Annotated in this window: 11 protein-coding genes; 5 read left to right on the top strand and 6 right to left on the bottom strand. The window is 73.8% G+C overall.

The window, feature by feature from the left end; all coding sequences use genetic code 11:
- Nucleotides 1–5 precede the first annotated feature (5 nt).
- The 3 genes from ACFYXS_RS16490 to ACFYXS_RS16480 all read left to right on the top strand — a co-directional run bounded on the left by ACFYXS_RS16490 (nucleotide 6) and on the right by ACFYXS_RS16480 (nucleotide 3681).
- Nucleotides 6–1355 (top strand): ABC transporter permease subunit, encoded by a 1350-nt coding sequence (locus ACFYXS_RS16490; RefSeq protein ID WP_389248495.1) that lies wholly within the window; start codon nucleotides 6–8, stop codon nucleotides 1353–1355.
- Nucleotides 1352–2278, top strand: coding sequence for a carbohydrate ABC transporter permease (locus tag ACFYXS_RS16485; protein WP_389248493.1), 927 nt, complete (start codon nucleotides 1352–1354; stop codon nucleotides 2276–2278). The genes ACFYXS_RS16490 and ACFYXS_RS16485 overlap by 4 nt, the downstream gene beginning before the upstream one ends.
- A gap of 131 nt (nucleotides 2279–2409) precedes the next feature.
- On the top strand, nucleotides 2410–3681 hold the full coding sequence (locus ACFYXS_RS16480; RefSeq protein WP_389248491.1) for an alpha-L-fucosidase: 1272 nt from the start codon (nucleotides 2410–2412) through the stop codon (nucleotides 3679–3681).
- Nucleotides 3682–3716: 35 nt separating this feature from the next.
- On the opposite strand, the gene ACFYXS_RS16475 is transcribed toward ACFYXS_RS16480, so the two are convergent.
- From ACFYXS_RS16475 to ACFYXS_RS16450, 6 genes are all read right to left on the bottom strand, one after another.
- Complete coding sequence (locus tag ACFYXS_RS16475; RefSeq protein ID WP_389248489.1) at nucleotides 3717–4697, bottom strand: hydroxyacid dehydrogenase; 981 nt, start codon at nucleotides 4695–4697, stop codon at nucleotides 3717–3719.
- 144 nt (nucleotides 4698–4841) lie between these two features.
- On the bottom strand, nucleotides 4842–5495 hold the full coding sequence (locus tag ACFYXS_RS16470; RefSeq protein ID WP_389248487.1) for a hypothetical protein: 654 nt from the start codon (nucleotides 5493–5495) through the stop codon (nucleotides 4842–4844).
- A 118-nt stretch (nucleotides 5496–5613) separates the two neighbouring features.
- A complete protein-coding gene (locus ACFYXS_RS16465) occupies nucleotides 5614–6702 on the bottom strand; it encodes an adenosine deaminase (protein WP_389248485.1) in 1089 nt (362 codons plus the stop codon).
- Complete coding sequence (locus ACFYXS_RS16460) at nucleotides 6699–7121, bottom strand: VOC family protein (protein ID WP_389248483.1); 423 nt, start codon at nucleotides 7119–7121, stop codon at nucleotides 6699–6701. The genes ACFYXS_RS16465 and ACFYXS_RS16460 overlap by 4 nt, the downstream gene beginning before the upstream one ends.
- A gap of 146 nt (nucleotides 7122–7267) precedes the next feature.
- Complete coding sequence (locus tag ACFYXS_RS16455) at nucleotides 7268–8920, bottom strand: amidohydrolase (protein WP_389248481.1); 1653 nt, start codon at nucleotides 8918–8920, stop codon at nucleotides 7268–7270.
- 102 nt (nucleotides 8921–9022) lie between these two features.
- A complete protein-coding gene (locus ACFYXS_RS16450; protein WP_389248479.1) occupies nucleotides 9023–9979 on the bottom strand; it encodes a LysR family transcriptional regulator in 957 nt (318 codons plus the stop codon).
- 128 nt (nucleotides 9980–10107) lie between these two features.
- Between ACFYXS_RS16450 and ACFYXS_RS16445 the strand changes: the two genes are divergently transcribed.
- Together ACFYXS_RS16445 and ACFYXS_RS16440 are read left to right on the top strand one after the other, a co-directional pair.
- Nucleotides 10108–10800: a type 1 glutamine amidotransferase domain-containing protein gene (locus ACFYXS_RS16445; RefSeq protein ID WP_389248477.1), complete on the top strand. Its 693-nt coding sequence runs from the start codon at nucleotides 10108–10110 to the stop codon at nucleotides 10798–10800.
- A gap of 64 nt (nucleotides 10801–10864) precedes the next feature.
- Complete coding sequence (locus ACFYXS_RS16440; protein WP_389248475.1) at nucleotides 10865–11668, top strand: SDR family NAD(P)-dependent oxidoreductase; 804 nt, start codon at nucleotides 10865–10867, stop codon at nucleotides 11666–11668.
- The last annotated feature ends 17 nt before the right edge of the window (nucleotides 11669–11685 follow it).

The raw sequence follows: 11685 nt of genomic DNA, 5'->3' as shown, positions 1-11685 counted from the left end.
CCGTCATGTCCTCCGCGCTCACCCGCAAGGTGCCGCCCGCCCCGGCGGGCGGCACCGCCCCGCCGGCCGTACGGCGCCGTTCGCGCCGGGCCAAGGTCACCGCGGTCGCCTTCGCCCTGCCGGCGCTGGCACTGCTCGGCGCCCTCGTCGGCTACCCCATCCTCTTCTCCGTCGGCCGCAGCCTCTTCGACGCGAGCGGCGACCGCTTCGTGGGACTCGGCAACTACCAGGAGATGTTCGCCGACCCCGCCACGTTGAAGGCCGTCCGCAACACCGCGATCTGGGTCGTGGTCGCCCCGGCACTGCTCACCGGCGTGGGCCTGATCCTGGCCGTGCTCACCGAACGGATCCGCTGGGCCACCGCGTTCAAGCTGCTGATCTTCATGCCGATGGCGGTCTCCTTCCTCGCCGCGGGCATCACCTTCCGCCTGGTGTACGACCAGGACCCGCAGCGCGGCGTGCTGAACGCCACGGCGGTGGCGATCCACGACTCCTTCACCGACGCCTCGGCCTACCCGGGCGCCCGGCCGCGCGGCAACGACGTGCTCACGGCGTCCGACGGCGGCTTCCGCACCGTACGGCCGGCGGAGCCCGGCGAGACCGTCACGCTCGGCCTGGTGGGCCTTCCCCCCGCCTCGCTCCCCGCGACGGCCCGCCCCGCGGCACCCCCCGCGACCGGCGACGACACCGTCGGCGGCGTGGTCTACCTGGACTTCGTGCCGGGCGGCGGCGGCAGGCCGGGGCAGGTCGACCCGCAGGAGAAGGGCCTGCCGCACATGACGGTCGAACTGATGAAGGACGGCGGGGTCGTCGCGACGACCACCACCGCCGACGACGGCTCCTTCACCTTCACCGACGCCGCGGGCGGCGGTGAGGTCCGGCTCCCGGCCGCGAACTTCGCACCTCCGTACGGAGGCATCTCCTGGCTCGGCCCGACGCTGATCACCCCGGCGATCATCGGCGCCTACCTGTGGATCTGGACCGGTTTCGCGATGGTGCTGATCGGCGCCGGACTGTCCTCGCTGCCCCGCGAGACCCTGGAGGCCGCACGGGTCGACGGCGCGAACGAGTGGCAGATCTTCCGCCGCATCACGGTGCCGCTGCTCGCACCCGTGCTCGGCGTGGTCTTCGTGACGCTCGTGATCAACGTGATGAAGGTCTTCGACCTCGTCTACATCATCGCGCCGGGCCCGGTGCAGGAGGACGCCAACGTGCTCGCCCTGCAGATGTGGCTGGTCTCCTTCGGCGGCGGCAACAACCAGGGCCTGGGCAGCGCCATCGGCGTCGTCCTGCTGCTGCTCGTACTCCCCGCGATGGCCCTCAACATCCGACGCTTCCGCAGGAGTTCGCGATGACCGTGCAGAGCGCCGCGCCGCGGCCCGCACCGCCCCGCACACCCGCCACGCGGTCCGGCGGCGGCGCCGGCCGGCCCTCGGCCGCCCGCCGCATCGCCTCCTGGCTGCGCGGCGGGCTGGTCCAGGCGCTGCTGACCGTCGTCGCGCTGATCTGGCTCACGCCCACCGCCGGGCTGTTCGTCTCCTCGCTGCGGAACTCCGACGACACCTCCACGTCCGGCTGGTGGACCGGGCTGCTGCACCCCGGGTCGCTCGGCTTCGGCAACTACTCGGCCATCCTGGCCGACAGCAGCATCACCCAGGCGTTCTGGAACACCGTGCTGATCTCGGTCCCCGCGACCGCGGCGGTCGTGGTGCTCGCCGCGCTCGCCGGGTACGCCTTCGCCTGGCTGGAGTTCCCGGGCCGGGACTGGGTGTTCCTGGTCGTGGTCGGCATGCTGGTGGTACCGGTGCAGATCGGGTTGCTGCCGGTCGCCCGGCTCTTCGGGGCGGTCGGCCTGTTCGGGACGACCGCGGGCGTGGTCCTCTTCCACGTCGCGTACGGACTGCCCTTCGCGATCTTCCTGCTGCGCAACTACTTCGCCGAGATCCCGCGCGAGATGCTGGAGGCGGCGCGGATGGACGGCGGCACCGAGTGGACGATCTTCCGCAAGCTCGTGCTGCCGGTCGGGCGGCCGGCGATCGCGAGCCTGGCCATCTTCCAGTTCCTGTGGGTCTGGAACGACATGCTCGTCGCGCTGATCTTCGCGGACAGCGGATCGCAGCCGCTCACCGTCGCCCTGCAGTCGCAGATGCGGCAGTTCGGCTCCAACATCGACGTGCTGGCGCCGGGAGCCTTCCTGTCGCTGATCGTTCCGCTGGCGGTCTTCTTCGCCTTCCAACGGCACTTCGTGGAAGGGGTCATGGCCGGTTCGGTGAAGTGACGATCGGCGAACCGGTCGGGACGGAGACATCGGAGGACTTGCTTGCCAGGTGGTCCATACCACTTTAGAGTCGGCCCGGCAGGCCGGAACCCTCCGACGTCTCCGCCCCGACCGGCAAGGACCCCGCCCCCATGCCCATGCAGCCCTGGTTCCCCGACGCCAAGCTCGGCATCTTCGTCCACTACGGGATCTACGCGGTCGACGGCGTCCCCGAGTCCTGGTCGTTCTACACCGGGCAGGTCAGCCACGAGCGGTACATGCGCCAGCTCGACGGCTTCACCGCCGCCCGCTACGACCCGGGTTCCTGGGCCCGGCTGTTCGCCCGCGCGGGCGCCCGGTACGCCGTCCTGACCGCCCGCCACCACGACGGCGTCGCGCTGTGGGACACCGCCGAGGGCGACCTGTCGGTGGCGCGCCGCACCCCGGCCGGGCGCGACCTGATCGCCCCGTACACGCGGGCGCTGCGCGAGGAGGGCCTGAAGGTCGGCCTGTACTACTCGCACTCCGACTGGAACCATCCCGACTACGCCAGCGTGATCCACCCCGAGCCGCCGATGCCCGACGTGGGCACCAGCCGCTGGGTCGCCCCGGCGAACGGCCGGCAGGACCCGGTGGCCTGGCGCCGCTACCTCGCCTACCGGGACGCCCAGGTCGCCGAGCTCGTCGGCCGGTTCCGGCCCGACCTGCTGTGGTTCGACGGCGAGTGGGAGCGCAGCGAGGAGCAGTGGGGCCTGGACGCGCTGGCCGCCGTGATCCTGGACGGGAACCCGGACACCGTGCTCAACGCCCGGATGCTGAGCCACGGCGACTACGCCACCCCCGAGCAGGGCATCCCGGTCGAGCCGCCGGCCGGGCCGTGGGAGCTGTGCCTGACCGTGAACGACTCCTGGGGGTTCCAGCACGGCGACCACCACCACAAGTCGGTGTCCCGGCTGGTCCGCTACTTCACCGAGACCATCGGCGCCGGCGGCAACCTGCTGCTGGACGTCGGTCCCCGCGAGGACGGCACCATCACGCCCGAGCAGACCGAGCGCCTGGAGGGTCTCGGCAGCTGGATCCGCGCGCACTCCGACGCCGTCCACGGCACGGTCGCCGGACTGCCCCCCGGGCACCACTACGGCCCCAGCACCCTGTCCGCGGACCGCCGCACCCTGTACCTGGTCTGCTTCGACGCCCCGCGGGAGGCCGTGTCGGTCCGGGGTCTGCGCAACCGCGTCCGCCGTGTCTCGGTGGTCGGCACCGGCACCGAGCTGGGCCACGACGTCACCGGCGGGCTGCACGAAGTGCCGGGTGTCACCTGGATCGACGCCCCGCCCGCGAGGGACGTGGACCCCCACGCGACCGTGCTGGCGGTCGAACTCGACGGCGAACTCGACCTCTACCGCGGCACCGGCCGTTCCTGACCCGCGGGCCCCGAAGGCTCGGCGGGCCACGCGGGTCACGCGGAGCGGTCGAGGTCCTCGGCCCGTACCGCGTGCGCCAGCGGCACGCCGCGGGCGTACCGCTCGATCTCGTCGATCGCCGTGTCGGCCAGCCGGGCCAGCTCGGTGCCGAGCGACCCCGCCACATGCGGGGTGAGCAGCACGTTGGGCAGGTCCCACAGCGGGGAGTCGGCGGGCAGCGGCTCGGGGTCGGTCACGTCGAGTACGGCGTGCAGACGCCCGGCGACCAGCTCCGACGTGAGCGCGGCGGTGTCGACCAGCGAACCGCGCGCGGTGTTGACCAGGGTGGCGCCGTCGCGCAGCAGCGCGAGCCGCGCGGCGTCGAACAGGTGCCGGTTCCCGGGAAGTTCGGGTGCGTGGATGCTCACCACGTCGCTGTCCCGGCACAACTGATCGAGCCCGACGCACTCCACGCCCAGTGCCGCCGCCCCGGCCGGGTCCAGGTACGGGTCGTGGAGCAGCAGCCGCAGGTCGTACGGCCGCAGCAGTTCCAGGACCCGCCGGCCGATCCGGGAGGCGCCCACGATGCCCACTGTGCGGCGGTAGTTGCCCGCCCCGGCGAGTGCCTCGAACGCCCCGAAGTCGCCCCGCGCCGCGCGGAAGGCGCGGGCCGCGTCCAGGACCCGCTTGTTGGACAGGAGCACCGCGGCGACGGTGTACTCCGCGACCGGCAGCGCGTTGGCCGCCGCCGCGGTCGAGACGAGCACACCGCGCCGCCAGACGGCCTCCGTGACGTGGTGCTTGACGGTGCCGGCCGCGTGCGCGACCAGCCGCAGCCGGGGCATCCTGGCGAGCGCGGCCTCGTCCAGCGGCGGACAGCCCCAGCCGGTGAGCAGCACCTCGGCGTCGGCCAGCACCTCCCGCGCCCCCGGCGCGGCGAAGTCCTCGACCAGCAGGCCGGGTTCGAGGCGCGCGACACGCGCGAGCCGTTCCAGGGCGCGGGTGTCGAACACGGCGTCCCGGGTGCGCGCGCTCATCGCCAGGACGGTACGGGGGGCAGGCTGCACGAGGAGGACCGTCCTGTGGCCGGGGCGGGCGGACAAGGCGAGCGACCGCCATCCTTCGCAGGGCGCCGGACGAAGTCAAGGGCGCACGAAGCGCGGCGAAGGGGACGGACGAGGTCAGCGGTCCGGTGCGCCCCCGCCCCTGCGGACCTGCTCGTGCACGTACTCCGGGTACCAGTTGGTGAACCGCACGGCGAGCACCAGCAGCGTGATCGGGACCACCCAGTTCAGCCAGTCCGTGCCCGCGGTGACGTGCACGGCGACCAGCCCCAGGACCGCGGTGACCAGGAAGACCCCGCCCCACACGAGCGTCAGCACCCGGTTGGCGCGCTGGAAGGCGGGCGTGCCCCAGACCTCCCGGGGCGTCGACTCGCGGGCGTACTGCTCGGTGAAGGGCACGAAGGCGAGCGACCCCAGGGCGACGGCCGCGATGACCGCGTTGGCGAGCACCTGGGCATAGGTCTCCAGCCACAGCAGGTCCTGCCGGTCCAGGGACAGCCCCAGCAGCGAGATGACGGTGAAGAAGACGATGCCGGTGACGTCCAGCAGCTTCACACTGCCGTGCGCGGCGTCCGGCACGCTCAGCACGACGGACGCGACGAGGCCCACGAGGGCGGCGAGTTTCCAGGTGCTGGGCCCGGCGACGACGTCGAAGGCGATCCACGGCACGAACGCGAAGAAAACCCCGGCGCGCCCGCCCGAGGGCCGCCGCGCGGCGTGCTTCCCCGCTCCGCGCGCGGCCCCGGACGCGTCAGCGTCGTCCCCGTCCATGGCGCCTCCCGCCTGCCCGTACCGGCCCCTCCATGCTGCGGCACACCCCAGGTGCCCGCATGTCAGGGCCGACGGCACGTCAGGGCGCCACGGCACCCGGCCCGTCGGGAGGGGGCGGTCAGCGACCGCCGGCGAGCGCGGCCTCGTAGCCCGGCAGGACGACGTCGCGGATGAGCGCGTTGCGCTCGTCGAAGGGGATGAAGGCGCTCTTGAGGGCGTCCACGGTCGCCGTCCGCAGGTCCGCCACGGTCCAGCCGGCCTCCGTGACGAGGCGTTCCATCTCGCGCGTCATCGTCGTGCCGGACACCAGGCGGTTGTCGGTGTTGACGGTCACCCGGAAGCCCAGGTCGCGCAGCAGGGTGATGGGGTGGTCGGCCACGGAGACCGCCGCGCCCGTCTGCAGGTTGGAGGTGGGACAGACCTCCAGGGCGATGCGGCGGTCGCGTATCCAGTGGGCGAGGCGGCCCAGCTTGCCGTCGACGATGTCGTCGGCCAGCCGGACGCCGTGGCCGATCCGCAGCGCCCCGCAGACCTGCACGGCCTGGTGGATGCTGGGCAGGCCGTGGGCCTCGCCGGCGTGGATGGTGAAGGGCACGTTCTCCCCGCGCAGGTACGCGAAGGCGGCCAGGTGGTCGGCGGGCGGGAAGCCGTCCTCTGCACCGGCGATGTCGAAGCCGACGACCCCCGCGTCCCGGTAGGTCACGGCCAGGCCCGCGACCTCGCGGCTGCGGTCGGTCATCCGCATCGCGCACAGCAGCGTGCCCACCCGGACCGGGGTGCCCGCCGCGGCGGCCTTGGCCATGCCCGCGGCCAGGCCCTCCTGGACGGTCTCCACGACCTCGGCGAGCGCCAGCCCGCTGTGGACGAGCAGTTCGGGGGCGTAGCGGACCTCGCCGTAGACCACGCCGTCGGCGGCCAGGTCGAGCACGTACTCCTCGGCGACGCGCAGCAGGCCCTCGCGGGTGCCCATCACGGCGATGGTGTGCTCGAAGGTCGCGATGTAGCGGACCAGGTCGCCGGAGTTGGCGGCGTCGTAGTACCAGGCCGCCAGCGCGGCGGGGTCGGTGACGGGCAGCGTGTGCCCGATCCGCCCGGCCAGTTCCACGAGCGTCGCCGGGCGCAGGCCGCCGTCGAGGTGGTCGTGGAGCACGGCCTTGGGCAGCCGGCGGATGAGGTCGGTGGCGGTGTCGGGGGTGGCCGTGGTCACGCGGTGTGCTCCTGGTCGGCGGTCGTGGGGGCGGCGGGCTGGAGGAGGTCCCAGCGGTTCCCCCAGGGGTCCTGGAAGACGACGACCGAGCCGTACGTCTCGTGGCGGGGTTCCTCCAGGAAGGTCACCCCGGCGGCGCGCATCCGCGCGTAGTCGCCGGCGAAGTCCTCGGTGTGCAGGAAGAAGCCGACCCGCCCCCCGGTCTGGTCGCCGACACGGGCGAGCTCCGCCTCGTTCTTCGCCCGCGCGAGCAGCAGCCCGCTGCCCTCCCCGGCGCCGCGCGGGCGCACCACCACCCACCGGCCGCCGCCGGGGCGCGGCTCGTCCTCGGCCAGCTCGAAGGCGAGGGGGCCGGTGTAGAAGGCGATGGCCTCGTCTTGGTCGGGGACGACGAGGGTGACCAGGGCTATGCGGGACATGCGCCAACGTTATACGTAACACCTGGAGGCGGGCAAGGCGCGCCCGCGGGTGCCGCCGCCGGCTCGCCCGCGAAGTCCGGGGGCCGGGCGTACCCGGGCGGAGGACGCGGCGGGGTCACCCGGACGTCGCCGGGCCGCAAGGAGTCTCACGCGTCCGCGGCGGCGTACACGCGGCGGCCGTCGACGAAGGTCTGCAGGACGCGGGTGTCCGCGATGGCCTCCGGTGGGCCGGTGAAGGGGTCGCGGTCGAGGACGACGAGGTCGGCGAGTTTGCCCGGGGTGACGGTGCCGGTGTCGTCGAGGTGGTTCACGTGGGCGGAGCCCGCGGTGTAGGCGGCGATCGCCGCGGCGAGGTCGAGGCGCTGCCCGGGCAGGAAGGCGGGGGTGCCGTCGGGGGCGCCCGGGATACGGCGGTTGACGGCGACGTGCAGGGCCTGGAACGGGTCCGGGCTGCTGACCGGCCAGTCGCTGCCCGCCGCGAGGGCCGCCCCGGAGCGCAGGAGGTCGCCGAAGGGGTACTGCCACGCGCCGCGTTCGGGGCCGAGGAAGGGCAGCGTGAGTTCGTCCATCTGGGGCTCGTGGGCGGCCCACAGGGCCTGGATGTTGGCGGCGGCGCCGAGTTCGCGGAAGCGGGCGACGTCGTCGGGGTGGACGACCTGGAGGTGGGCCAGATGGTGCCGGGTGTCGCGGAAGCCGTTGGCGGCGCGTGCGGCGCGGACCGCGTCCAGGGCCTCGCGGACGGCGCGGTCCCCGAGGGCGTGGAAGTGCACCTGGACGTCGTGGGCGTCGAGTTCGGCGACGTACTTGGCGAGGTCGGCCGGGTCGACGAAGCTGATGCCGCTGTTGCCGGAGACGCAGCCGCAGGCGGTGAGGTAGGGGCCCAGCAGGGCGGCGGTCCCGTTCTCCGCGATGCCGTCCTGCATGATCTTGACGGTGGTGGCGCGGAACCGCCCGCGGCTCACCGCCGCACGCCGTTCCAGGAGTTCGGGGATCTGCTCGGCGCCGCGGTCCCGGTCCCACCACAGGGCGCCGACCACGCGGGCGGTGAGCAGCCCGTCGTCGAGAACGGCGTGGTACGCGGGCACGGGGTCGGTCATGTTGGCGTACGTGCCGACGATGGCGTCCTGCCACGCGGTGACGCCGAAAGCGTGCAGTACCGACTGGGCGCGCAGCAGCGCGGCCTTCTGCTCTGCGAGGGTGACGGCGGGCAGCAGACGGCCGACGAGGTGCTGGGCGCCTTCCTGCAGCATGCCGGTGGGATTGCCGTACGCGTCGCGCTCGATGCGGCCGTCGGCCGGGTCCGGGGTGTCCCGGGTGACCCCGGCGAGCTCCAGGGCACGGGAGTTGACCCAGGCCCCGTGGTGGTCGCGGTTGGGCAGGAAGACAGGACGGTCGGGGACGACGGCGTCCAGGAGGGCGGCGGTGGGATTGCCGCCGGGGAACGCCTCGAGCGACCAGCCGCCGCCGGTGATCCACTCCGCGCCGGGGTGCGCGTCGGCGTACGCGCGGACCAGCCGCACGTACTCCCCCGCCTCGCGTGCGTCGGCGAGATGGCACTGCCCGAGTTCGAGGCCCGCGCCGAGCGGATGGACGTGGGCGTCCTGGAATCCGGGCAGCAGCAGCCGTCCGGCCAGGTCGACGACCTCGGTACCGGGGCCGATGAACTCGCGGACCTCGTCGTGGCCGACGGCGGTGATCCGGCCGTCCGTCACCGCGACACCGCCGGCACGGCCGAGCACGGCGTCCACCGTGTGGACCGGGCCGCCGGGGAACACCAGGTCGGCATGGGGTCGGGACATGGGGCACGCTCCAAGCGGGGTCCGGGGCGGGCATGGACCAGCCGTTCTACACCCACCCGCACGGAACGCACCACGCCCGGCGCCGCCGGCGGGCGCCCGCCGTCACCAGGAGCGGGCCGCCCCGAGCAGCCGCTCCCGCACCGCGGTGACCGCCGGACGGGCGGGAGCACCCGCACGCTCGGCCAGGTAGCCGGTGTTGATGGGCGGGTCGTCCGGGGCGAGCAGGGCGACGAGCGCCCCGGAGGCCAACTCCGCCCCGCAGAGGTAGCGGGGCACGACGCTGATCCCCGCACCGGCGACGACGGCCGACACGACCGCGCGCAGGTCCGCCACCACGACGGCGGGCCGGGCGCTGAGACGGGTGCGGAAGACGTGCCGCCAGTACCGGCGCAGGATCGGCAGGTCCTCGGCGTACGCCACCACCGGGACGTCGCGGAGGGGGCCCGGGTCCTCGCACCCGAGCGGGCCGATGCGCTCGGCCCAGTCCGGCGCCGCCACCAGGACGAACTCCTCGTCCATCAGCGGGACCGCGGCCAGCGTGCGGCCGCGCGGCCGTACGGCCGACAGCACGAGGTCGAACCGCCCCGCGTGCAGACCGTCGAGCAGGTCGTCGGCGAGGCCCGTGGTCACGCGCAGCAGCAGGCCCCGGGCGACCAGGGGTGCCAGGGCTGGCAGCACGCGGGCGGCCACCATCTCGGCGGGACCGCCCAAGTGGACCGGCTCCGGCGGGGCTTCGAGTCCGGCGCGGCTCCTTTGCGTGACCTCGGCCAGGGCGTCCAGCGGTCCGGCGATCTGCCCGGCGAGCTCGTCGGCCACGCCGGTGGCGGTCACTCCCCGGGGGAGCCGCTCGAAGAGCTGCCGGCCGAGCTGCTGTTCCAGCGTCCGCACCTGCGCCGTCACCGTCGGCTGGGAGATCCCCAGCATCCGGGCGGCGGTGGTGAGGGAGCCCGCCCGGTGAACCGCGAGGAAGGTCCGCAGCAGCCCGAGGTCCAAGGGCCCGCCGGGTTCCGGAATCGACTCCTCACCGCCGGCTTTCCCATCGGAATTCTGATGATCCATGACAGTCATCCTATTGGCTTGCCAATGGATGGGCTGCCTAGGGTCGACACCGTTCCGCCGCCGGACCACCGGTGGCCGCGACCCCCGCCCCCGGGAGCACCCGGGGGCCGACCAGGAGCGATACCGACATGTCAGAGATACTTCTCGTGGTGACCGGCAGCGACCACCTCACCCTGACGGACGGCACCGAGCACCCCACGGGCTACTGGGCCGAGGAGTTCACCGCCCCCTACCGGGCCTTCACCGCCGCCGGCCACCGCGTGGCCGTCGCCACCCCTGGCGGCGTCGTCCCCACCGTCGACCCGGTGAGCCTGCGGCCCGAGTTCAACGGGGGCCAGGCGGCCGCGACGACCATTGCCGCCCTCCACGCGACACCCGAACTGGGCCACCCGCTGGCCCTGGCCGACGTCGACCCCACGCGTTACGCCGCCGTCTTCTACGTCGGCGGTCATGGCCCCATGGAGGACCTGGCCGACGACGCCGATTCCGCCCGGTTGCTGCACGCGGTGCTGGCGCAGGGGACGCCGCTCGCCGCGGTCTGCCACGGGGTGGCCGCGCTGCTCGCCGCACAGGACTCGGACGGCCGTTCGCCGTTGGCCGGCCGCCGGATGACCGGTTTCAGCACGGCGGAGGAGCGACAGGGCGGGCTGGCCGACCGGCTGCCCTGGCTGCTGGAGGAGCGACTGGTCGCCTTGGGCGGCGAGTACTCGGCGGGCGAGCCCTGGGGGCCGCACGTCGTCGTCGACCGGAACCTGCACACCGGGCAGAACCCCGCCTCCTCGGTGCCGCTGGCCGAAGCGCTGCTGAAGACCCTCCGCTGACGGTTCGGTCCCCACCCACCCCCGGCGGCGCCCACGATGCCGCCCGCCCCGAAAGGCGCACACCATGGCAACGATCCTCATCACCGGCGCCTCCGACGGCCTCGGCCGGGCCCTCGCCGAGGACCTGGCCGCCGACGGACGGCACACCCTCCTGCTCCACGGCCGCGACCCGGACCGCCTGTCCGACGTCGCCGCGGCCACCGGCGCACAGGCCTACCGGGCGGACCTCTCCTCGCTCGCCGGGGTCCGGCGGCTCGCCGCCGACGTCTCCGCCGCCCACGACCGGCTCGACGTGCTCGTCAACAACGCCGGAGTCGGCTTCCACGCCACCGGCACCGACCGGCTGACCTCCCAGGACGGGCACGAACTGCGCCTGGCCGTGAACTACCTCGCGCCCGTACTCCTGACCCGCGAACTGCTCCCGCTGCTGCGCCGTTCGGCACCCTCCCGAGTCGTCAACGTGGCCTCGGTCGGGCAGCAGCCGATCGACTTCGGCGACCCCCAACTCACCCGCGACTACACCGAGGTCGCCGCCTACTGCCGCTCCAAGCTGGCCCTGATCGGCCACGGACTGGACCTCGCCGAGGAACTGTCGGGCAGCGGCGTCACCGTCAACAGCCTCCACCCCGCGTCCTACATGCCGACGGCCATGTCCCGTGCGTCCGGCATGGACGTCGTCGACTCCCTGGAGCAGGGAGTGGCCGCCACCCGGCGCCTCGTCGACGCTCCCGAACTGGCCGGCGTCACCGGCCGGTACTTCGACGGCGAGCAGGAGGCGCGGGCCTCGGCCGAGGCGTACGACGCGGAGTTCCGGCGCCGCCTCGCGGACCTGACGGCGGAACTCCTCCGCACGGACCGCGCCGCGTGAGCCCCGCGGTTGCGCTC

The sequence above is a fragment of the Streptomyces sp. NPDC002574 genome, assembly GCF_042889545.1.
Classification (GTDB): domain Bacteria; phylum Actinomycetota; class Actinomycetes; order Streptomycetales; family Streptomycetaceae; genus Actinacidiphila.
Note: the sequence above shows the minus strand (reverse complement) of the source record. Positions and strands in the feature narration are given on the sequence as shown.

Bases quoted from the DNA above. Each gene is read 5' to 3' on its own strand.
- ACFYXS_RS16460 (WP_389248483.1), bottom strand. From the start codon at position 7,121: ATGTCCCGCATAGCCCTGGTCACCCTCGTCGTCCCCGACCAAGACGAG.
- ACFYXS_RS16455 (WP_389248481.1), bottom strand. From the start codon at position 8,920: ATGTCCCGACCCCATGCCGACCTGGTGTTCCCCGGCGGCCCGGTCCAC.
- ACFYXS_RS16450 (WP_389248479.1), bottom strand. From the start codon at position 9,979: ATGGATCATCAGAATTCCGATGGGAAAGCCGGCGGTGAGGAGTCGATT.
- ACFYXS_RS16475 (WP_389248489.1), bottom strand. From the start codon at position 4,697: ATGAGCGCGCGCACCCGGGACGCCGTGTTCGACACCCGCGCCCTGGAA.
- ACFYXS_RS16445 (WP_389248477.1), top strand. From the start codon at position 10,108: ATGTCAGAGATACTTCTCGTGGTGACCGGCAGCGACCACCTCACCCTG.
- ACFYXS_RS16470 (WP_389248487.1), bottom strand. From the start codon at position 5,495: ATGGACGGGGACGACGCTGACGCGTCCGGGGCCGCGCGCGGAGCGGGG.
- ACFYXS_RS16485 (WP_389248493.1), top strand. From the start codon at position 1,352: ATGACCGTGCAGAGCGCCGCGCCGCGGCCCGCACCGCCCCGCACACCC.
- ACFYXS_RS16480 (WP_389248491.1), top strand. From the start codon at position 2,410: ATGCCCATGCAGCCCTGGTTCCCCGACGCCAAGCTCGGCATCTTCGTC.
- ACFYXS_RS16440 (WP_389248475.1), top strand. From the start codon at position 10,865: ATGGCAACGATCCTCATCACCGGCGCCTCCGACGGCCTCGGCCGGGCC.
- ACFYXS_RS16490 (WP_389248495.1), top strand. From the start codon at position 6: ATGTCCTCCGCGCTCACCCGCAAGGTGCCGCCCGCCCCGGCGGGCGGC.